The sequence below is a fragment of the Delftia sp. WY8 genome (assembly GCF_018437695.1).
GTDB classification, from domain to species: Bacteria; Pseudomonadota; Gammaproteobacteria; order Burkholderiales; family Burkholderiaceae_C; genus Comamonas; species Comamonas tsuruhatensis.
In genome coordinates this window covers 5,465,263-5,485,866 of the sequence record NZ_CP049795.1, presented here as the reverse complement: position 1 = coordinate 5,485,866, position 20,604 = coordinate 5,465,263, and the positions used below count along the sequence as shown (strand labels likewise).

Annotated in this window: 19 protein-coding genes; 1 reads left to right on the top strand and 18 read right to left on the bottom strand. The window is 65.4% G+C overall.

The features are described from left to right. Nucleotides 1-122: 122 nt before the first annotated feature. A complete protein-coding gene (gene xth / locus G4D77_RS25205) occupies nt 123-899 on the top strand; it encodes an exodeoxyribonuclease III (protein WP_154833804.1) in 777 nt (258 codons plus the stop codon). A 15-nt stretch (nt 900-914) separates the two neighbouring features. Here xth and G4D77_RS25200 read toward each other — a convergent pair whose 3' ends face one another. The 18 genes from G4D77_RS25200 to der form a co-directional block, all read right to left on the bottom strand. Further along, entirely contained in the window at nt 915-1,727 is an 813-nt protein-coding gene (locus G4D77_RS25200) for a hypothetical protein (RefSeq protein WP_227740945.1), read from the bottom strand. A gap of 143 nt (nt 1,728-1,870) precedes the next feature. Continuing rightward, on the bottom strand, nt 1,871-3,439 hold the full coding sequence (gene ntrC / locus G4D77_RS25195) for a nitrogen regulation protein NR(I) (RefSeq protein ID WP_047472001.1): 1,569 nt from the start codon (nt 3,437-3,439) through the stop codon (nt 1,871-1,873). 45 nt (nt 3,440-3,484) lie between these two features. Continuing rightward, on the bottom strand, nt 3,485-4,561 hold the full coding sequence (gene glnL / locus G4D77_RS25190) for a nitrogen regulation protein NR(II) (RefSeq protein ID WP_016447543.1): 1,077 nt from the start codon (nt 4,559-4,561) through the stop codon (nt 3,485-3,487). 30 nt (nt 4,562-4,591) lie between these two features. Continuing rightward, nucleotides 4,592-5,095, bottom strand: a complete 504-nt coding sequence (locus tag G4D77_RS25185; protein WP_017404153.1) for a hypothetical protein — start codon at nt 5,093-5,095, stop codon at nt 4,592-4,594. Between the two features lie 180 nt (nt 5,096-5,275). After that, entirely contained in the window at nt 5,276-6,691 is a 1,416-nt protein-coding gene (gene glnA, locus G4D77_RS25180; protein WP_016447544.1) for a type I glutamate--ammonia ligase, read from the bottom strand. A gap of 225 nt (nt 6,692-6,916) precedes the next feature. Further along, nucleotides 6,917-7,735 (bottom strand): competence/damage-inducible protein A, encoded by an 819-nt coding sequence (locus G4D77_RS25175; protein ID WP_154833802.1) that lies wholly within the window; start codon nt 7,733-7,735, stop codon nt 6,917-6,919. Further along, entirely contained in the window at nt 7,732-8,631 is a 900-nt protein-coding gene (locus G4D77_RS25170; protein WP_016447546.1) for an EI24 domain-containing protein, read from the bottom strand. The genes G4D77_RS25175 and G4D77_RS25170 overlap by 4 nt, the downstream gene beginning before the upstream one ends. 15 nt (nt 8,632-8,646) lie before the next feature. Beyond that, nucleotides 8,647-9,627: a sterol desaturase family protein gene (locus G4D77_RS25165; RefSeq protein WP_013801177.1), complete on the bottom strand. Its 981-nt coding sequence runs from the start codon at nt 9,625-9,627 to the stop codon at nt 8,647-8,649. 39 nt (nt 9,628-9,666) lie between these two features. Continuing rightward, nucleotides 9,667-10,485: a polysaccharide deacetylase family protein gene (locus tag G4D77_RS25160; protein WP_017404151.1), complete on the bottom strand. Its 819-nt coding sequence runs from the start codon at nt 10,483-10,485 to the stop codon at nt 9,667-9,669. Next, nucleotides 10,485-11,756, bottom strand: a complete 1,272-nt coding sequence (locus tag G4D77_RS25155) for a YncE family protein (RefSeq protein ID WP_154833801.1) — start codon at nt 11,754-11,756, stop codon at nt 10,485-10,487. Before G4D77_RS25155 ends, G4D77_RS25160 begins: the two co-directional genes overlap by 1 nt. A 152-nt stretch (nt 11,757-11,908) precedes the next feature. Beyond that, nucleotides 11,909-12,433 (bottom strand): phosphoribosyltransferase, encoded by a 525-nt coding sequence (locus G4D77_RS25150; RefSeq protein ID WP_012206807.1) that lies wholly within the window; start codon nt 12,431-12,433, stop codon nt 11,909-11,911. A gap of 43 nt (nt 12,434-12,476) precedes the next feature. Beyond that, a complete protein-coding gene (locus tag G4D77_RS25145; RefSeq protein WP_043790770.1) occupies nt 12,477-13,853 on the bottom strand; it encodes an adenylosuccinate synthase in 1,377 nt (458 codons plus the stop codon). Nucleotides 13,854-13,892: 39 nt separating this feature from the next. Further along, nucleotides 13,893-15,041: an ATP phosphoribosyltransferase regulatory subunit gene (locus G4D77_RS25140; protein ID WP_034364148.1), complete on the bottom strand. Its 1,149-nt coding sequence runs from the start codon at nt 15,039-15,041 to the stop codon at nt 13,893-13,895. 201 nt (nt 15,042-15,242) lie between these two features. Beyond that, entirely contained in the window at nt 15,243-16,133 is an 891-nt protein-coding gene (gene hflC, locus G4D77_RS25135) for a protease modulator HflC (protein WP_016447552.1), read from the bottom strand. Nucleotides 16,134-16,145: 12 nt separating this feature from the next. Next, nucleotides 16,146-17,540, bottom strand: coding sequence for an FtsH protease activity modulator HflK (gene hflK / locus G4D77_RS25130; protein ID WP_061287454.1), 1,395 nt, complete (start codon nt 17,538-17,540; stop codon nt 16,146-16,148). Nucleotides 17,541-17,611: 71 nt separating this feature from the next. Next, a complete protein-coding gene (gene hflX, locus G4D77_RS25125; protein ID WP_016447554.1) occupies nt 17,612-18,826 on the bottom strand; it encodes a GTPase HflX in 1,215 nt (404 codons plus the stop codon). 67 nt (nt 18,827-18,893) lie between these two features. Further along, complete coding sequence (gene hfq / locus G4D77_RS25120) at nt 18,894-19,145, bottom strand: RNA chaperone Hfq (RefSeq protein ID WP_012206813.1); 252 nt, start codon at nt 19,143-19,145, stop codon at nt 18,894-18,896. A 102-nt stretch (nt 19,146-19,247) separates the two neighbouring features. Further along, complete coding sequence (gene der / locus G4D77_RS25115; protein ID WP_016447555.1) at nt 19,248-20,594, bottom strand: ribosome biogenesis GTPase Der; 1,347 nt, start codon at nt 20,592-20,594, stop codon at nt 19,248-19,250. Between the last annotated feature and the right edge of the window lie 10 nt (nt 20,595-20,604).

Genomic DNA, 20,604 nt, shown 5'->3' with positions numbered 1-20,604 from the left:
CTTGTCGATGGAGTGTGACGGTTCTGATGTGCCCTCCCAAAAGCTCCTCCAGGCAGATCAGCATCGGGATCGTAGCCTTGCCACCCGTGATGCGACAATCAAATCAAAGGACCATTCTTCAAATGAAAATCGCCACCTGGAACGTCAACTCCCTGTCCGTGCGCCTGCCGCAGGTTCTGGCCTGGCTGCAGGCCAACCCTGTCGATGCGCTGGCGCTGCAGGAACTCAAGCTCACCGACGACAAGTTTCCGCTGCAGGCGCTGCAGGAGGCCGGCTACCACGCGGTCAGCCATGGACAGAAGACCTACAACGGCGTGGCCTGGCTGACGCGCACGCCGGTGCGCGACGTGGTGCGCAATATTCCGGGCCTGGATGACGAGCAGGCCCGCATCATTGCCGCCACCCTCGATGCCGAAGGCGGCCCGGTGCGCCTGATCAATGGCTACTTCGTGAATGGGCAGGCGCCCGGCACCGACAAGTTCGCCTACAAGATGCGCTGGCTGCAGGCGCTGCAGGACTGGGTGAAAAGCGAGATGGCAGCCCATCCGCGCCTGGTGCTGGTGGGCGACTTCAACGTGGCGCCCGAGGACCGCGACTCCTACGATCCGATCGGACTGAAGGACACCATCCACCACACGGTGGAAGAGCGCACGCATTTCCAGGCGCTGCTGCAGCTGGGCCTGACCGATGCCTTCCGCATGTTCGACCAACCCGAGAAAAGCTATTCGTGGTGGGACTACCGGATGCTGGGTTTCCAGAAGAACCGGGGCCTGCGCATCGACCACATCCTGGTCAGCGAGGCCTTGCGTCCCAGCGTCACCGCCTGCATCGTGGACCGCGCGCCGCGCAAGAATCCGCAGCCCAGCGACCATGCGCCGGTCGTCGTGACCCTGGGCTAGGTTTTCAGACTTGCGCTACAGCATGTAGCGGCGCAGCCAGTGGATGGCCTCGATCTGCCCGCGCAGCATCAGGGACTGGCGATGCAGAACTTCGCTGAGTGGCGCCGGCAGACGGGACTGCTCAGCAGCCTCATAGGCGCTCAGCCATTGCTGCTGGCAGGACTCGGCCTGGTCCAGCACGTAGTCCGCGCCCTCTTCCCTGCCCAGCAGCCCGTCCCAGAAGGCGTTGCGACGCAGCGCGGCACGGCTGTCGCGCACGGGCAGCACCACGCCGCCGTTGGCGTCGATGGCGCGTTCCAGGTCATCGACCAGGACCTGGCTGGCATTGAAGTGGCGCGCCAGTACCTGGCCTATCAGTCCCTGGGGCATGGGATCCATGCATTCGCCCAACCGGACATGGGCCTGGCGACCCAAGGCCAGCACGGCATTGAGCAGCGCCGTGGTCTGCAGTTCCAGCGTGGAAGCCGCAGGCTGTGCGGGCGTGCGCCGGCGCGCCTGCAGCCAGGAGGCCTCCACGGCCTCACGCACCTGGTTCCAGTGCAGCAGGCTGCCGCCCCGTCCCTGCTCCCAGCGCTCTTCCAGCCGGGCTTCTGCGGACTCGAAATCCTGCTGCGCGTGTTCCGGCGACAGGGAAGCCTTCCAGCCCAGTGCATAGGCGGGCCGGTATTGGTCGTAGCCGCGGCCCGGCACGAAGTACGGCTCCAGGAAATAGCGGTCATGCCAGTACGCATCGACCGGCTCGCCGAGCTTGCGCGGTGTCGATGGGTACATCACGCCCGGGCGGGCGGGTTTGGCCTTTTGCCAGAGGTTGGAGAGGACTGTGGGCACGATAGGTCGGGACGTAGGCCGTTCCAGCGAAGAGGACTCCATTGTCCCAAGCCCGGGCGGCCCGGCCCGTCAGCACCCCGGGCGCCGGCCTGTAGGAGCCGGACCCTTGCCAAGGCAAGGGCCCGGCCGCCCGCCGGCTTGCCTTACTCGAAGGCGTCCTCGTCCATGCCCAGCTCCTGCAGCTTGCGGGTGATGGTGTTGCGGCCTATGCCCAGGCGCTGGGCGGCCTCGACCCGGCGGCCGTGGGTGACGGCCAGGGCCGAGCGGATCAACTGCGCCTCGAAGCGGCGGGACAGCTGGTCCCAGACCTCGCCATGCCCCTGGGCCTGGGTGTGCTCCAGCAGCTGGCGCGCCTGCTGCCCCAGCAGATGCACCCAGTCCAGGTCGGACGTGGCCAGCCCCCCGTCATGCGGCTGGGCCAGCGACGGGGCTGGCATGGCGATGCGGCCCACTCCCTCTTCCGCCACGGCCGGCGCATGCGACAGCATCACCGGTGCGGGCACGCCGGCATTGCCGCCGCCCACGGGTGGCGCGGCCTCGCCCAGCACCTCGGGAGGCAGGTCCTTGACCGAGATGACCTGGGCTGGCGCCATGACGGTCAGCCAGTGGCAGATGTTCTCCAGCTGGCGCACGTTGCCGGGAAAGGCGAACGACTGCAGCCGCTGCATGGCATCGACCCCCATGCGCTTGGGCTCCACGCCCAGCTGCCGCGCGCTTTGCTGCAGGAAGTGGCGTGCCAGCATGGGCACGTCTTCGTTGCGCTCGCGCAGCGCGGGCAGGCGCAGGCGGATGACGTTGAGGCGGTGGAACAGATCCTCGCGGAAGGCGCCGTTGCGCACGCGCTGCTCCAGGTCCTGGTGGGTGGCTGCGATGACGCGCACATGTGCCTTGACGGCCTGGTGGCCGCCCACGCGGTAGAAATGCCCGTCCGACAGCACACGCAGCAGGCGCGTCTGCAGGTCGAAAGGCATGTCGCCGATTTCATCGAGAAAGAGCGTGCCGCCCTCGGCCTGCTCGAAGCGGCCGCGCCGCTGGGTCTGTGCGCCCGTGAAGGCGCCGCGCTCGTGGCCGAACAGCTCGGACTCCAGCAGGTCCTTGGGGATGGCGGCGGTGTTGATGGCCACGAAGGGGCCGCCCGCCACGGGCGAGTGCTTGTGCAGCGCGCGCGCCACCAGTTCCTTGCCCGAGCCCGACTCGCCCGTGACCAGCACCGTGACCTGGCTCTGGCTGAGCCGGCCGATGGCGCGGAACACGTCCTGCATGGCAGGCGCCTGGCCCAGCATCTCGGCCTGCAGCGGGGCCTGTGCCTCGGCCACGTCCTCGCGCAGGCTTTCCTCGACGGCGCGGCGGATGAGTTCCACCGCCTTGGGCAGGTCGAAGGGTTTGGGCAGGTACTCGAAGGCTCCGCGCTGGAAGGCCGAGACGGCACTGTCCAGGTCGGAGTACGCGGTCATGATGATGACGGGCAGGCCGGGCTGCTGGGCGCGGATCTGCTCGAGCAATTCCAGGCCGGAGCCGCCGGGCATGCGGATATCGCTGACCAGCACCTGTGGTGGCTGGCGCGCCGGGTCGCTGGCATCGACATCGGACAGTGCCGTGAGCACGTCGCGCGCCTGAACGAAGCTGCGCGTTGCCCAGCCTTCCCGGCCCAGTGCCTTTTCCAGCACGAAGCGGATGGAAGGGTCATCATCCACGATCCAGATCGGTTTCATTGGTGGTGCTTCCTTCCCTTGTTGCAGTGTTGACTTCCGTGGGCCTCAAGGCAGGGGAATGAGGATGCGGAAATCCGTGCGGCCCGGCTGGCTTTCACATTCGATCAGCCCCTGGTGGCGCTGCACGAAGGTCTGCGCCAGCGTCAGCCCCAGTCCCGAACCGCCATCCCTTCCCGATACCAGCGGATAGAAGATCCGCTCCTTGATGGCATCGGGAACGCCTGGCCCGTTGTCGATCACATGCAATTCCAATGCCAACCGGTAGCGTTGGCGACCAAAAGTTACCTGGCGCGCCACACGGGTTCTCAAAATGATCTCGGCATCGCCGGCCGCGATGCGTTCGTGCAAGGCCTGCGCCGCGTTCTGGACGATGTTGAGCACGGCCTGGATCAGCTGTGCGCTGTCGCCCCGGAACTCGGGAATGGAGATGTCGTAGTCGCGCGTAATGGTCAGCCCTGCAGGATGCTCGACCAGCACCAGCGAACGCACGCGCTCGCAGACTTCGTGGATGTTGACGTCACCGACCTCGTGCGGATGGCGGTGCGGCGCCAGCAGCCGGTCGACCAGCGCCTGCAGACGGTCGGCCTCGTGGATGATGACTTCGGTGTACTCGCGCAACTCGGGCGCGTCCAGATCCATCTGCAGCAGCTGGGCCGCGCCACGGATGCCGCCCAGCGGGTTCTTGATCTCGTGGGCCAGGTTGCGGATCAGCTCCTTGTGCGCCTGGGCCTGCTCGCGCAAACGCTCCTCGCGGTCCTGGCGTGCCTGCTGCTCCAGCGGCCAGAACTCCACCAGCACATGGCCGGGCCGCTCGGCCAGGGAAACCGTGACGTGCACAGGAAGCGCATCGCCCCCCACGCGGTGCAGGCTGGCCTCGAAGCGCAGGGCAGCGAAGTCGTTGTCCTGGGCGCCGCGCAAGGCCTTGTCCAGCAAGGCCGGCTCGGTGAAGCAGGCAGCCAGCTCGCTGCCTTCGAGCATGCGGCGCGACAGGCCCAATGCGTTCTCAAGGGCCGCGTTGGCGAAAAGCACGGCGCCTTGCTCGTCGAGCACGGTCATCAGCGTGCACAGCAGATCAAGCGCCTGATAGGAGGCCGGGGGCGCCGGCCGGTCGTCCTGGATCATGGCCGGGCTCGCATGGGCCGCTCGGGCCCGTCAGTTCTTGGGAAGTCGATCCAGTTCGCGGCGGATGCCGGCGACATCGCCTTCCTGCCGCGAGATGCTGCTCTTGAGCTGCTCGACACGTTCCAGATAGCCCTGGGGATTGCGCAACTCCAATGCGGTGCGCTGGGGATTGCCATCGTTGTACTCCTGACGCAGCTGTGTCAGCTTCTCCTGGGCGCGGGCCAGCTCGCTTTCGAGGATGGTCCGCGCATCGGAGTCGCGGGCCTTCTGGGCGCTGCTGTTGACCTTGGCCGGAGCGGGCGATCCTGCCGCAGGAGCGGCGGAGGTGCGCGGCGCCTGGCCGCCGCCCGAGGCCGCCGGCTTGCTGCCGCCATGGATCACCGTCACATGCCCGCCGTCCACCGGCTTGCAGTCCTTGGCCTTGGCCTGGCTGACGTTGTTGGTGTACTCGTTGCCGCAGCGGTAGATCACGTCCTGGGACCAGGCTCCTGCCGACAGCAGCGGCAGCAGCAGCGACACAAACAGTTTCTTCATTCCATTCCCTCGGGTAGCCAGATCGGAAGGGCCCGGCTTGTCCGGGCAAGTATCGCTCCATCTTCCGGGCTGGACGTCATTTCTTGAGCGGGACAACCCCTTTTGGTTCCACGCCCAGCATACCCAGGTCCTGGCCGAAAGCAAAAAAGGCGGCTTGCGCCGCCTTTTTGCCGACCCGCCTTACAGCGAGAAGTACATGTCGTACTCGACCGGGTGCACGGCCTGACGGTAACGGGTCACTTCGCCCATCTTCAGCTCGATGTAGGCATCGAGCATGCTGTCCGAGAACACGCCGCCCTTGGTCAGGAACGAACGGTCTGCGTCCAGTGCTTCCAGGGCCTGGTCCAGGCTGTGGCAGACCGTGGGCACCAGCTTGTCCTCTTCCGGGGGCAGGTGGTACAGATCCTTGGTCGCGGCTTCGCCGGGATGGATCTTGTTTTCCACGCCGTCCAGACCCGCCATCAGCAGGGCCGAGAAGCCCAGGTAGGGGTTCATCAGCGGATCGGGGAAGCGTGCCTCGACGCGGCGGCCCTTGGGGTTGGCCACGTAGGGGATGCGGATCGATGCCGAGCGGTTCTTGGCCGAGTAGGCCAGCTTGACCGGAGCCTCGAAGCCGGGCACCAGGCGCTTGTAGCTGTTGGTGCCGGGGTTGGTGATGGCGTTCAGGGCACGGGCGTGCTTGATGATGCCGCCGATGTAGTACAGCGCGAAGTCGGACAGGCCGGCATAGCCGTCACCTGCGAACAGGTTCTTGCCATCCTTCCAGACGGACTGGTGCACGTGCATGCCGGAGCCGTTGTCGCCCGGATAGGGCTTGGGCATGAAGGTGGCGGTCTTGCCGTAGGTGTTGGCCACGTTCCAGATCACGTACTTCATGACCTGTGTCCAGTCGGCGCGCTCCACCAGGGTCGAGAACTTGGTGCCGATCTCGTTCTGGCCGGCGCCAGCCACTTCGTGGTGGAACACTTCGACGGGAATGCCCAGCTGCTCGAGCAGCAGCACCATCTCGGCGCGCAGGTCCTGGGTGCTGTCCACGGGCGGCACGGGGAAGTAGCCGCCCTTGTTGCGCGGACGGTGGCCACGGTTGCCGGACTCGAACTTGGCGCCGGAATTCCAGGGGGCTTCGTACTCTTCGATTTCGTAGAAGGTGCTGCCGGGTTCGGTGTTCCAGCGCACGCCGTCGAAGATGAAGAATTCAGGTTCGGGACCGAAGTAGGCGGTATCGCCCAGGCCCGAGGCCTTCAGATAGGCTTCGGCACGCTTGGCCACCGAGCGGGGATCGCGGTCGTAGGCCTTGCCATCGCCGGGTTCGATCACATCGCACTGCAGGAACAGCGTGGTCTCTTCAAAGAAGGGGTCGATGTTCGCGGTGGCGGGATCGGGCATCAGTTGCATGTCCGATGCTTCAATGCCCTTCCAGCCTGCCACCGACGAGCCGTCGAAGGCGTGGCCCGAGGTGAACTTGTCTTCGTCGAAGTGCGACACCGGCACCGTGACGTGCTGCTCCTTGCCACGGGTGTCCGTAAAACGAAGGTCCACGAATTTGACCTCGTTCTCCTTCACCATGTTCAACACGTCTGCAACGGTCTTTGCCATCAGATCTCTCCTGCCAATCTGGCTGATCAAAAAAGATAAATACTATTAAGCAGTTTGCGTGCCAGGCTGCATCCATTGAGTGCATGCCCGCAGACTGGCACCTGCTTGGCGCGCCAGCCCCGTGATTCTGCCGCCTTGCGTGGGCGTTGTGGATGACATTGCAGCCTGGCCCGGCCCGAGTGCCCACTCACCAAATCGGTGCAGATTTGGATGAAGGGCCGTAAATCAGATATTCCGCACCAATTCAGGGCCAAGACTTGCACCAAATGAGTGCAGACCTTCCAGCAGCGTGGGCCAGGCCTTGGTGACGGCACCAGCTTCGCCCTTGACACCAAGTTCTATGTGCCGGCCGTGCTTGGAATCATCCACGCTGGGCAGGCTGAACACCTTGACGCCCGGGTGGTCGCGCTCTATGGCCACCATCAGCGGCGTCAGCGTGGCTTCCATGCCGCCGTAGACGATGACCGAATGCTCCCGCTGCACCGTGCTGTGGAAATGCTTGGCGTAGCGCTGCTCCAGCACCCACTCGACCATGCGCCAGGCCATGACAGGGAAACCGGGCACGAAGTGCACCGTGCCGCTGGCGCCCGAACAGGAAAAGCCCGGGATCTTGTTGTAGACGTTGGGGATGATGCGCGCGCCTTCGGGGAAGTTGCCCATCTGCAGCCGGTGCAGGTTGTCGGCCCGCTGGGGCTCGTAGGGCTTGCCTTCCTCGGTGGCCACATCGCGCATGCGTTCGCGGATCAGGGCCACGGCCTCGGGATGCAGGGCCAGCGGCACGCCCAGGGCCTCGGCTGCGCATTGGCGCGTGTGGTCGTCGGGCGTGGCGCCTATCCCGCCAAAGCTGAAGACCACGGCCTGCGATGCGAAGGCGCGGCGCAGGGCGTCGGTGATGCGTGCCCTATCGTCACCCACGTACTCGGCATGGGCCAGGGACAGGCCACGCGCGCCCAGCAGCTCTATCAGCTTGGGAAGGTGCTTGTCGGCACGCTTGCCCGACAGGATTTCGTCTCCGATGATGAGTGCGCCAACTTGAAGGGTCATGTGGTCTTTTCTTGCGGGGTGGGGGGAACAGGGGCTGTGCCGGAGCCTTGCGGCGCGTCGGGAGCGTAGGGAATGATGGGGGCTTCGGGCAGCGCCGGCTCCTCCTCGCGCATGCGCTGCAGCGCCGCCAGGCAGAAATGGGCAAACCACAGCGAGGAGAAGGCGAAGATCAGCGCATAGATCCAGATGGCCACCGGAATCAGTATCCAGAAGGCTGCAACGAAGACCACGCCCGAGGCCCAGACAATGGCCGGAGCCGCCCCCAGGTAGCCACAGACCACGCCCATGAGCATCAGCGCCAGGCGGTGGCGCAGGAACAGGCTGCGGCGTTCTGGCTTGCTGGCGTGGGCAGACAGCGCGTCGAAGGCCATGACGCGGTAGGTCAGCCAGCCCCAGATCAGCGGGGGGATCACCACCACCAGGGGAGGCACGAACCACAATGGAACCGATACCAGCAACGCGATCAGGGCGATCAGCGAGGAGCCGGCCGACCACAGCAGGCTGCCGATCAGGGTGGCACCCTGCCTGCGCTCGAGTGCCGGAAAGCGCCGTTGCGCCACCAGTTCGACCAGGGCAGGCGTCATGAACAGCGCCACCAGCAGCAGCGAGACCACGACCAGCACCGGCGTGACCGAGAGAACGACCAGCACCGGCGCCACCAGCTCGGGCAGCGATTGCACGCCCATCCAGGACCAGACCGTGTGCAGCCAGCCCACGCCCTGCAGGACTCCTTCCGTCCAGACCACGGCATCGGCCCAGAAGAAGTAACCCAGCAGCCAGGCCGTGATGGCCATGAAGAGCAGGGGAAACAGCGACCATGCAATCACCCGCTTATGCAGGCAATACGCCGTCGCACGCCAGAAGGAATCGAGTAGCAAGCCCATGCCGGCAAGCATACCCCGAGCCCAGCCTCAAGCGCGACCCATCAACCTTAGGAACCCACGCCATTGCTGGGCCCAAAAGCCCTGGCCGTAGTCGCGCAGCTGGCCCTGGGCATTGGGCTGGACCTGATCGCGCACGCCGGTGGGATCGAAGCGCAGCTCGAAATTGGCGGTGCCGAACAGCATGTCCCACCAGGGCAGGAGTACGCCGAAGTTGTTGCCATGCGCCTTCTTGTTGCGCACGGGCGCCATGGGCTCGTGGCCAATGCCGATGGCGTGGTGGCGGCGGTGAAAGCGCGGGCTGATCCACAGCCGCTCGCCGATGGTGCCGAACCAGACGCGCAGGTTGGCATGCTGGAAGCTCTCGCTGAGCTGGGTGAAGGCCACGATGGCCACGAACTGGCCTGGAGCCACGCCGATGAGCTGGGCCACGAGCACGATGATGGTGTCGCGGATCACATCGTCGAGCAGGTGGTTGCGGTTGTCGCTCCACACCGTCATCTGGCGCTGCGAGTGGTGCAGCGCATGCAGCTTCCACCACCAGCCGATGCTGTGCTGGCCGCGGTGTATCCAGTAGTCCAGGAAGTCGAAGGCCAGCAGGTAGATGATCAGGCTGACCCAGGCCAGGTCGGTCACGCCGGGCCAGACACCGTCCAGGTGAAAGCTCGGCAGGCCCCAGACATGCAGGCGGCCCATGAGCTCGTCCCACAGCGGGTCCAGCGTGAAGAACAGCGCCAGCCTGAACAGGCCCAGCCGGTGCACAACGGTATAGATGATGTCCACATGGATGGCGCGCCGGTCGGTAACGGGCTCGACGGGCCGCCAGTACTGCAGCGGCGCGATCACGGCCACCATGATGAAGATCTGCAGCAGGCCCACCAGCAGCCAGCCTGTGGCGTCGTAGGCATCCTCCAGCAGGCTGGCCTGTCCCAGCCAAAAGAGCACAGGCTGGACAACGCCCTCGAACAGGCGCTGCTGCGCATTACCGAACCACTGAATCCACCAGTCCACACCACGCTCCCATCGCCCGCCGCGCTGCGCGCGCGGACGTCATGCGAATTTTGCTATCCAATCCCGATAGTCGGGATGCTCCCGCAGCGTGCGGAAACAGAACCCCTGCTTGAGCAGGCCCGTGATCAAAGGTTCCAGCACGGCCGGTGCCCAGGGGTCCTTGCGTGACCAGATGCCCAGATGGGCCAGCAGGATGTCGCCGCTGCGGATGTTCTTGAGCGCCTGGGCCAGCAGCTGCGCATTCGGGTAGCGGTCGCTGGGCAGCTCGTCGCCCAGAAAGCCTGCGCTGGACCAGCCCACATGCATGTAGCCGCCCTGCCGCGCGGCGTCCAGCAGCGCGGGCGAGGTCTTGCCGCCGGGCGCACGGAACAGCGGCAGGGGCTTGCGCCCGGTGATCTGCTGCAGCCGCTGTGCAGCCCTGCGGATCTCGTCGCAATAGCCTGCCGCATCGACCGTGAAGTTCTCGTTGGCGCGTGGCCCGGCCGAGGGGCGCACGCGAAAGCCCGTGACCGGACCGTTCTTCGAGGCACGCAGATCACCGCGCCAGTACATGTGGTCGTAGGTGTGCGAGGCGAACTCATGGCCTTCGGCGGCGCGTGCGCGCCACCAGGGCGCCCAGGTCTCGCCCAGGCTGCCGTCGCCTTGCTGCGTGCGCTCGTTGGCGGCAAAGAAGGTCACTGGCACGCCATGGCGCTTGAGCACCTCGGCCACCAGGTCGGCAATGCCCATGTGGCCCGTGTCGAACGTCAGGTACACGGTCTTGGCGCAGCCCGTGCCCTGCCCTGCGGCCATCGAGGGGCGCAGCAGGCTGAAGGCGGCGGCGCCAGCCAGCGATTGCGCAAAGAGTCTGCGGTCCATCAGCGCTGCGCGTGGGCCAGTGTCCAGACACCGTGGGGCGACTTGCCGACCTTGACCTGCTGGACCACCTTCTTTTCGACGGTGTCGATCACCGACAGCTTGCGCGCCCAGCGCGAGCTGACCAGCAGGTAGCGGCCGTCGGCGGAAACGTCCATGCAGTCCGGGCCTCCCGGGGCCGGGTAGCTGGCCACGACCTGGTTGGTCTGCATGTCGATCTTGCTGATGGTGTTGGCCACGCGGTTGCTCACATACAGGTGGCGGCCATCGCCGGCGGCACGCATGGCGTGGGCGCCAGCGGCTGTCTTGATGCGGGCCACGCTGCGCGGCTCGGGGCCGGTGATGTCGAACACTTCCACGCCATCGCTGCCGGTCAGGCCGATGAACAGCTTGGTGCCGTCCGGGCTGCCATAGAGATCGGCCGGCATGGGGCCGGTGGGCACGCGGGCCTTGATGGTCTGCGTGGCGATGTCGATGGCCACCAGGGCATCGCTGTCCTGCATGGTGGAATAGATGGTCGTGCTCCTGGCATCGATCCAGAGATGGCTGGGCGTCTTGCCCGTGGGCACGCGCTTGACCAACTGCGGGTTCTGGCCATCCCAGCGGTAGATGTCGATGTGGTTGAGGCGGTTGGCCGCCGTGACGAACCACTTCATGTCCGGGCTGAAGCGCAGGTGATAGGGGTCGATGATGTCGCGGATCACGCGCTGCACCTCGCCCGTGCGCGGATCGACCAGGGTCAGGGTATCGCCCAGCGCATTGGCCACGACCAGCGATTTCTCGTCAGGCGTGAGGTAGAGGTGGTGCGGCTCCTTGCCCGTGGGAATGCGGGCCGTCTCCTGCCAGGTGACCGGGTCCACGATGCTGATGTTGGCATCGAGCGAGTTGAGCACGAAGATGGGCGTGGGGCCCTGGGTCTGCGGCGGCGGCGTGACACGCGCAACAGGCGCAACTGGCGCTACCGAGGCAGCAGAGGCCGCAGGCACGGAAGGCGCGGCGGGAACGGCAGCGGCCTGAGCCGATGCAGCCTGCGCCTGGACGGCTGCAGGCGTGGCTGAGGCCGCACGGGCCGATTTGGATCCGGGCAGGGACGCCACGGCCAGCCAGGCCAGCGCACCGCCGCCCACAACCAAAGCCACAGCCGCGCCCAAGCGCCCGACGAAAAGACGTTTCACAAAGCACCACCTTCTGAGAATCTGCGCAGTGTAGCCGCGCCATTCAGCCCTCGGACGCTCTAGGGCATCGGCTTTTGAAGCTGTGCAAAAAACCGACATTTACGCGACGTTGGCCCGAGATATCGCGACAAGCGCGCCAACCCATGACTTGCATCAAGGCATGACGACAACGCATGAAAACGCAGGCGACAACGACAAAGGGAGCCGGTTGGCTCCCTTTGCAGGCAAGGACCTTGAAAGCGCAGCGGCCCTCAGATCTTCCACTTTTCCATGAGCTTTTCGGGACGCAGCGTGTCGTAGTGCTCGAAAGGCTGGTGGATCCAGGGGTTGGTCGGCAGGTAGTCCACCGAGTAGTCGGGCGTGAAAGCCGACAGGCCCTTGGTCCAGATCACGGCGCTGCGCAGCTCGGTGATCGGCGGGTAGTTGGTCTTGAGCATGGCGATCACGGCGTTCAGCGTGTGGCCCGAATCGGCCAGGTCATCGACCAGCAGCACGCGGCCGGCGATCTCGCCCTTGGGCGTGGTGATGAAGCGCGCGATGTCCAGATGGCCCTGCACCGTGCCGGCTTCGGCGCGGTAGGAGCTGGTGGACATGATGGCCAGCGGCTTGTCGAAGATGCGGCTGAGCATGTCACCGGGACGCAGGCCGCCACGGGCCAGGCAGAGAATGGTGTCGAATTCCCAGCCGGACTGGTGCACTTTGATCGCGAGCTTTTCGATCAGTCCGTGGTATTCGTCGTAGCTCACATACAGGTGTTGACCGTCTTCCGTCAGCATGGAATGGCTCCTGGTTCAATCTTGGGGTTCAGCCGCCAGCAGTTCACTGGGCGGCGTAGGGGTTTTGCATCAGGATGGTGTGATCCCGGTCGGGGCTGGTCGAAACCATGGCGATGGGCACGCCCGTCACTTCCTCGATGCGCTCCAGATAGCGGCGGGCATTGGCCGGCAGCTTGTCGTAGTCGGTCACGCCCACGGTGGAATCGGTCCAGCCGGGGATGGATTCATAGATGGGCTTGCAGCGGGCGATCTCGTCGGCGCCCATGGGCAGCAGGTCGATCTTTTCGCCGTCCAGCTCATAGCCCACGCACAGCAGCAGTTCCTGCAGGCCGTCGAGCACGTCGAGCTTGGTGATGCACAGGCCCGACAGGCCGTTGACCTGGGCGCTGCGCTTGAGCAGCGCGGCGTCGAACCAGCCGCAGCGGCGCGAGCGGCCGGTGGTCACGCCCTTTTCGGCGCCCACGGTGCTCATGTGCCAGCCCGGCGTGCCTTCCTTTTCCCAATCCAGTTCGGTGGGGAAAGGACCGCCGCCCACGCGGGTGCAGTAGGCCTTGGTGATGCCCAGGATGTAGTGCAGCATGCCGGGGCCCACGCCCGAGCCTGCAGCCGCATTGCCGGCGACGCAATTGGACGAGGTGACGTAGGGATAGGTGCCGTGGTCCACGTCCAGCAGCGTGCCCTGCGCGCCTTCGAACAGCAGGTTGGCGCCTTCGGCGTGCGCGGCGTTCAGCTCGCGGGAGACATCGGCCATCATGGGCTTGAGCAGCTCCGCATGGCGCATGGCCTCTTCGTACACCGCGTCGAATTGCACTTCGCCATCCTTGATGTACGGCTTGAGCGCGTCACCGAAGGTGAAGTTCTTCGAGCCCAGCACGTTGACCAGGATGTGGTTGTGCAGGGCCAGCAGTTCGCGCAGCTTGGTGGCGAAGCGCTCGGGGTACTTGAGGTCCTGCACGCGCAGTGCGCGGCGGGCAATCTTGTCTTCGTAGGCGGGGCCGATGCCACGGCCGGTGGTGCCGATCTTCTCGGCGCCGCCCTGCTCGCGCGCCGCTTCGCGCGCCACGTCCAGCGCCGAGTGGAAAGGCAGGATCAGCGGGCAGGCTTCGGACACCCGCAGGCGGTCGCGCACTTGCACGCCGGCCTTCTCCAGGCCTTCGATTTCCTCGAACAGCTTGGCGGCCGACAGCACCACGCCGTTGCCGATATAGCACTTCACGCCGGGGCGCATGATGCCGCTGGGAATCAGGTGCAGCGCGGTCTTCACACCATTGATGACCAGCGTGTGGCCCGCATTGTGGCCACCCTGGAAGCGGACCACGCCCTGGGCGCTTTCGGTCAGCCAGTCCACCAGCTTGCCCTTGCCTTCGTCACCCCACTGGGTGCCGACCACGACCACGTTGCGACCTTTGGTAGCTTTCATATTCAAATCCGATGAAATCCGAAGAAATTGACAAATGCGTCAGATGGCTTGCACGGCCCACTGCCCGGCAACCTGCACGAGCTCACGGTCGCAGTGGAACTCGTCCACTTCGCTTTCATGGCCTGGCAGCACGCAGACCACGGTCTCGCCCTGCCGGCGCAATGCCGCGATGGCGGCTGCCACCTGGGGATCGTCGCCCCAGGGCGCACGGATGGCAGCCTTGAGCGGGCGCTCGGGCACGACGGCCACGAGCTGCTTGATGTCCAGGCTGAAGCCGGCGGCGGGCCGGTTGCGGCCGAAGACCGCGCCCACCTCGTCATAACGGCCGCCGCGCACCAGCGCGTCGCTGGCACCCGGAACATAGATGGCGAAGCGCGTGCCGCTGTAGTAGGCATAGCCGCGCAGATCGGCCAGATCAAAGCTCACGTTCACGCCTTCCAGGCGCTGGGCAAGCCAGCGCAGTTGGTCCAGCAGAGGCTGCACGCCTGCCGTGCGCGCCAGCAGCTTCTCGGCGCGGTCCAGCACCTCGATGCCGCCGTACAGCTGCAGCAAGGCCATCAGGCCTTCGCGCGAGGCGATGGGGAAGTCCCGGGTGAGGCGCTCGAGTTCGCTCGCATCCTTGGCGGCCAGCGCGGCATGCACGCCGCGCAGCACCTGCATGTCCACCATCACGCCAGCCAGCAGGCTGCGCACGATGCGCACATCGGCCAGATCGACGTTGATGTCGGTGACGCCCGCGCTGCGCAGGCAGTCCAGCGCCAGGTGCAGTGCCTCCAGGTCGGCTTCCATGCCCTGGTGGCCGTAGATTTCGGCACCGAACTGCAGCGGCTCGCGCGTTGCGCGGGGACGATCAGGGCGGGCATGGACGACGGGGCCGCAGTAGCACAGGCGCGTGAGGCCCTTGCGGTTGAGCAGATGGGCGTCGATGCGAGCCACCTGCTGCGTGGTATCGGCACGCAGGCCCATGGTGCGGCCCGTCAGCTGGTCGATGAGCTTGCAGGTCTGCAGGTCCAGCGCCTCCCCTGTGCCGGTGAGCAGGGATTCGAGGTACTCCAGCATGGGCGGCATGACCAGTTCATAGCCATAGCCACGTGCGGTATCGAGCAGGCCTCGACGCAATTCTTCGATGTGCCGGGCCTCGGAAGGCAAGACATCGGCGATGTGATCCGGCAGGACCCAAGCAGACATGGAAAAAGGGGGAGGCTGTTAAAAACGTGATTCTACCGGCTGTTGCGGGCCAGCCCAAATTGGGGGTGTCCCAAGGCCCGCGAGGAGCGTTCGGTATTCCGAATCGATTCGGTGTGCGGGCGCCAGCGGCAGCGCAAGAAAAAACGGCGCCCCAACAGGGGCGCCGTGCATGGGCCGGGCGGCGTTGCCGCTCAGGCGTTCTTACTTTCCAGAGCTGCCGCCGTTGCGGTAGGCCTTGAAGAAGTCGGTCTGCGAAGGATCGAGCACAAGCACGTCGCTCTTCTTGGCAAAGCTGGACTTGTAGGCCTCCAGGCTGCGGTAGAACTGCGCGAACTGCGGGTCCTTGCCAAAGGCGTCGGCATAGGTGCGGGCGGCTTCCGCGTCGCCCTCGCCCTTGAGCTTCTGGGCATCGCGGTAGGCGTTGGCGATGGTGATCTCGCGCTGGCGATCGGCCTCGGCGCGGATCTTCTCGCCTTCGGCGGCGCCGGTGGAGCGCAGCTCGTTGGCCACGCGCTTGCGTTCGGCCTCCATGCGGCGATAGACCGATTCCGTGATGGTCTCGGCATAGTCCACGCGCGTGATGCGCACATCGACCACGTCCACGCCCCAGGGCTTGGCGCCGCGCACGGTCTCCAGCACTTCGCGCTTGACGTCGTTCATCAGCGCGTCGCGCTTGCTGGACAGAAGCTCGCGCACGGTGCGGCGGTTGATTTCCTCCTGGAAGGCGTTGCGCACCACGCGGTTGAGCTGCATGGCACCGGCCGACTCATCCAGGCCCACGTTGCGGATGTACTCCGACGGATCGGAGATGCGCCAGCGCACGTACCAGTCGATGACCACGCGCTGCTTTTCGGCAGTGAGCATGGGCTCGGTGTCGGTGCTGTCCAGTGTGAGCAGGCGCTTGTCGATGTAGCGCACGTTCTGGAACGGCGGCGGCATCTTGATGTTCAGGCCCGGCTCGGTGATCACTTCCTTGATCTGACCCAGGGCATAGACCACGCCGAACTGGCGCTGATCGACGACGAACAGCATGGAGCTGAGCAGCGCCAGCGCCAGAAGAATGCTGGTGATGAAAAATCCAACTCGGTTCACTTGGGCTGCTCCTCAGCGTGCTTCGCGGTCACGGCTGCGACTGCTGTCGCGGCTGCGCGCATCGTTCGAAAGGCCGGGAATGGCGGCAGGCGCAGGCGCCTGGGTGCCGGGGGCAGCCGAGCCATCGGCTGCCGGCACATTGCCGCTCACGCCTTGCATGATCTTGTCCAGCGGCAGGTACAGCAGGTTGGAGCCCTGGCGCGATTCCACCAGCACCTTGGTCACGTTGCCGTAGATCTGCTGCATGGTTTCCAGATACATGCGGTCGCGCGTGACCTGGGGCGCCTTCTGGTACTCGGTGAACACCGAGCTGAAGCGCTGCGCATCACCCTGGGCCTGGGCCACGATGCGGGCCTTGTAGCCATTGGCCTCTTCCAGCAGACGTGCCGCCGAGCCGGCTGCGCGGGGCACCACGTCGTTGGCATAGGCCTGGGCCTCGTTCTTGGCGCGCTCGCGCTCCTGGCCGGCACGCAGCACGTCGTCGAAGGCGGCCTGCACCTGCTCGGGCGGACGCACGCCGCCTTGCTGCAGGTTGATGCCCACGACTTCCACGCCCACCTTGTAGCGGTCCAGGATGGTCTGCATCAGGTCGCGCACGCGCGGCGCGATCTGGTCTCGCTCCTCGGCCAGCGCCGTGTCCATCTTCATCTTGCCGACGACTTCGCGCACGGCGGTCTCGGCAGCCTGGACCACGGCCTCGGACGGGTTCTTGCTCTCGAACAGCCAGGCACGCGCGTCGCTCAGACGGTACTGGACGGCGAACTTGATCTCGACGATGTTCTCGTCCTCGGTGAGCATGGCCGACTCGCGCAGGCCCGTGCTCTTGATGATGGTGTCGCGCCCCACGTCGGCCGAGCGGATCTGCGTCACGAACACCAGTTCATGGCGCTGGATCGGGTACGGCAGGCGCCAGTTGATGCCGGCACCCACCGTGCTCTTGTACTTGCCGAACTGGGTGATGACGGCCTGCTGGCCTTCCTGGACGATGAAGATGCCCGTGCCCATCCAGATGATGAAGGCAATGCCGGCAATCAGGCCCACGCCCATGCCGGCACTGCGCATGTCCGGCGGCTGGCTGCCACCGCCATTGCGCACGGGCGGCTGCCCGCGGCCACCGCCCGGCTTGCCGCCGAACAGGCCCGAAAGCTTGCGGTTGAGGTCACGCCACAGCTCGTCCAGATCCGGCGGCTGGCCACCCCCACCCGAGGAGGGACGGTTGTCACGGCTGTCGCGGTTGTCGCGTGCGGGTTCCGCAGGCGGCGGCGCAGCGGGACGGTCGGCATCGGGGCGCGAGGCATCGTCGTTCTTGTCGTCGCCACGTCCCCAGCGCGGATCATTCAGGTTGAACATCCCGCGAAGGCGCTGCGGCAGCATCGCCCAGCGATGGGCGCGTTGTGAAAGATTCATGCGAGAAGTCTCGGTTTCTTCGGTAAAGACAGGGACCCAATCGGCATTTTGCCCAATCAGGGCGCTAGCCCCTAGTATTCGGCGTCCTGCCCAGGGGGCATCGCGCCATCCACCTCCCCTTCGCCCCGCTCTTCACCACCATGCGCTTCGGCGTATTCCGCTTCTGCGCGCAGTGCGTGGTCGGCCAGCAGCTGCCGCAGCTGCGGCAGCCCCTCACCGGAGCGGGCGCTGACAAACACCCGTGAAACAGGTAGCCCGTCAAGCTCGTACTGGTCCTGCAACTGCGCTGGAAGCCGCTCTTCATCGACGGCATCGAGCTTGTTGAAAACCAGTACCAGAGGCACCTCCTGGGCACCGATTTCCTTCAGAACTTTCTGGACTTGTTGGATTTGTTCCGGGAAATTCGGATTGGAGGCGTCAACCACATGCAGCAGAAGATCGGCATCGATCGCCTCCTGCAACGTGGCCTGGAATGCATCGACCAGGCCGTGCGGCAGGTCGCGGATGAAGCCCACGGTGTCCGACAGGGACACCGATTGCCGGGCCTCGTTCAAATACAGCTGGCGCGTGGTCGTGTCCAGCGTGGCGAACAACTGGTCGGCCGCATAGGCCCGCGCCTTCACCAGCGCGTTGAACAGCGTGGATTTGCCGGCATTGGTGTAGCCGACCAGCGAGATGTTGAAGATGCCATGGCGCTCGCGCCGGCGGCGCTGCGTGGCGCGTTGCTTCTTGACCTTCAGCAGCCGCTCCTTGGTGCGCTTGATCGATTCGTCGATCATGCGGCGATCCAGCTCGATCTGCTTTTCGCCAGGGCCGCCGCGCCCGCCGATGCCGCCCATCTGGCGCTCCAGGTGGGTCCAGCGGCGCACGAGGCGCGTGGCCACGTATTGCAGGCGCGCCAGCTCCACCTGCAGCTTGCCTTCATGGCTGCGGGCGCGCTGGGCGAAGATCTCCAGGATCAACAGGGTGCGGTCGTTGACCGGCATCTGCAGATGGCGCTCCAGATTGCGCTGCTGGGCCGGGCTCAGGGCCTGGTCGAACAGCACTTCCTGGGCACCGTGCATCTGGGCGAGCATGCGGATTTCGTCGGCCTTGCCGCTGCCCACGAACAGCGCCGCATCGGGCACCTTGCGCTTGCAGGTCAGGCGTGCAACGGGACGCAGGCCGGCCGTGCCGGCCAGCAGGCCCAGCTCTTCCAACTCGCCATCGAAATGGGGAAAGCCGAAATCCACGCCCACCAGCAGCACTGGCGTTGGCGTGGACCGGTCAAAAGATTCAGAACTCAAGAAAAACCTCTCCCGAAGGGTGAGGAAGCTCCCCGGCTGTGCGGGGAGGCATCAGGGCGCAGCGAGCTCAAGCGCTGGCGTCGCTGCCGGCAGCTTCGGCCGTGGAGAAGTTCACGGCGCGGCCGGGAACAATGGTGGAGATGGCGTGCTTGTAAACCATCTGGGTGACGGTGTTGCGAAGCAGAACCACGTACTGGTCGAAGGATTCGATCTGGCCTTGCAGCTTGATGCCGTTGACGAGGTAGATGGACACCGGCACATGTTCGCGGCGCAGCGCGTTCAGGAACGGGTCTTGGAGGAGTTGGCCTTTGTTGCTCACGATATTCTCCGTGTTCGAAGAGTGTTGTTGTAAACCGACACCTTACCACAGTGTTTTGGGCCCCCTGTCTGCACAAGGGTTTTCCCCAAATTCCGTGGCTTGTTATTTGTCCTTGTCGGCGAAAGGATTATGAGAGGTTTTCAACTCGATCCGCAACGGCGTGCCGACCAAATTGAATTCCTTGCGGAACCGCCCTTCGAGGAAGCGCTTGTAGGCCTCCGTCACATGCTCGAGCGAATTGCCGTGTATGACGATGACCGGCGGGTTCATGCCGCCCTGGTGCGCGTAACGCATCTTGGGTCGGTAGATGCCTGTCTTCTTGGGCGTCTGGAACTGCACGGCTTCCATCAGCAGGCGCGTGAGCACCGGCGTGGGCATCTTGCAGGTGGCTGCCTTGTGCGCCTGGATGATGGAGTTCCACAGCGGACCCAGGCCCTGGCGCTTTTCGGCCGAGATGAAGTGCATGGGAGCGAACTTCAGGAAGGACAGGCGCGTCTCGATCGAGCGCTCCAGCATCTGGCGCTGGTAGTCGTCCACCGCATCCCATTTGTTCACGGCCAGCACCACGGCGCGGCCGCTTTCCAGCACGTAGCCGGCAATGTGCGCATCCTGGTCGGTCACGCCCTGCGTGGCATCGATGAGCAGCAGCACGACGTTGGCGCTCTCGATGGCCTGCAGCGTCTTGACGACGGAGAACTTCTCGATGGCCTCGAACACCCGCCCCTTGCGGCGCAGGCCTGCCGTGTCGATGAGTTCGAACTTCTGCCCGGCGCGCTCGAAGGGCACGGAGATGGCATCGCGCGTGGTGCCCGGCATGTCGAAGGCGACCAGTCGCTCCTCGCCCAGCCAGGTGTTGATCAGCGTGGACTTGCCGACGTTGGGGCGGCCGGCCACGGTGAGGCGGATGGGCTTCTGGGCCACATCGTCGAAGGGGTCGTCTTCCTCGGGTTCGGGCAGGTTGAGCTGGCCCAGGGCCAGGTCGACCAGGCCGCGCACACCCTGTCCGTGCGCGGCGGAAACCGGCAGCACTTCGCCCAGGCCCAGTTCGTAGAACTCGGTCAGCTGCACGCCTTCCTTCATGCCCTCGGCCTTGTTGGCCACGAGCACGCAGGGCTTGCCCAGGCGGCGCAGGTACTTGGCGATGTCATGGTCCTGGGCAGACATGCCCAGGCGCGCATCGACGACGAAGACCACGACGTCTGCCTCGGCCACGGCCTGCTGCGTCTGGCGCGCCATCTCCTTGAAGATACCGCTGGATGCATCAGGCTCGAAGCCGCCGGTGTCGATCACGATGTATTCGTGCTTGCCCTGGCGGCCCTGTCCATAGTGGCGGTCACGCGTGAGGCCCGCGAAATCCGCGACGATTGCATCCCTCGACTTGGTCAGCCGATTGAACAGCGTCGATTTGCCCACATTGGGTCGCCCTACCAGGGCAATAACTGGCTTCATTCCCGAAAAT

What these genes read in the sequence shown, in the direction of transcription:
- glnL (WP_016447543.1), bottom strand. Translation starts at nt 4,561, where the DNA reads ATGATCCAGGACGACCGGCCGGCGCCCCCGGCCTCCTATCAGGCGCTT.
- G4D77_RS25155 (WP_154833801.1), bottom strand. Translation starts at nt 11,756, where the DNA reads ATGTCGGTTTTTTGCACAGCTTCAAAAGCCGATGCCCTAGAGCGTCCG.
- ntrC (WP_047472001.1), bottom strand. Translation starts at nt 3,439, where the DNA reads ATGAAACCGATCTGGATCGTGGATGATGACCCTTCCATCCGCTTCGTG.
- der (WP_016447555.1), bottom strand. Translation starts at nt 20,594, where the DNA reads ATGAAGCCAGTTATTGCCCTGGTAGGGCGACCCAATGTGGGCAAATCG.
- G4D77_RS25175 (WP_154833802.1), bottom strand. Translation starts at nt 7,735, where the DNA reads ATGACCCTTCAAGTTGGCGCACTCATCATCGGAGACGAAATCCTGTCG.
- G4D77_RS25145 (WP_043790770.1), bottom strand. Translation starts at nt 13,853, where the DNA reads ATGAAAGCTACCAAAGGTCGCAACGTGGTCGTGGTCGGCACCCAGTGG.
- xth (WP_154833804.1), top strand. Translation starts at nt 123, where the DNA reads ATGAAAATCGCCACCTGGAACGTCAACTCCCTGTCCGTGCGCCTGCCG.
- hflK (WP_061287454.1), bottom strand. Translation starts at nt 17,540, where the DNA reads ATGAATCTTTCACAACGCGCCCATCGCTGGGCGATGCTGCCGCAGCGC.
- glnA (WP_016447544.1), bottom strand. Translation starts at nt 6,691, where the DNA reads ATGGCAAAGACCGTTGCAGACGTGTTGAACATGGTGAAGGAGAACGAG.
- G4D77_RS25160 (WP_017404151.1), bottom strand. Translation starts at nt 10,485, where the DNA reads ATGGACCGCAGACTCTTTGCGCAATCGCTGGCTGGCGCCGCCGCCTTC.
- G4D77_RS25140 (WP_034364148.1), bottom strand. Translation starts at nt 15,041, where the DNA reads ATGTCTGCTTGGGTCCTGCCGGATCACATCGCCGATGTCTTGCCTTCC.
- G4D77_RS25170 (WP_016447546.1), bottom strand. Translation starts at nt 8,631, where the DNA reads ATGCTTGCCGGCATGGGCTTGCTACTCGATTCCTTCTGGCGTGCGACG.
- G4D77_RS25185 (WP_017404153.1), bottom strand. Translation starts at nt 5,095, where the DNA reads ATGAAGAAACTGTTTGTGTCGCTGCTGCTGCCGCTGCTGTCGGCAGGA.
- G4D77_RS25150 (WP_012206807.1), bottom strand. Translation starts at nt 12,433, where the DNA reads ATGCTGACGGAAGACGGTCAACACCTGTATGTGAGCTACGACGAATAC.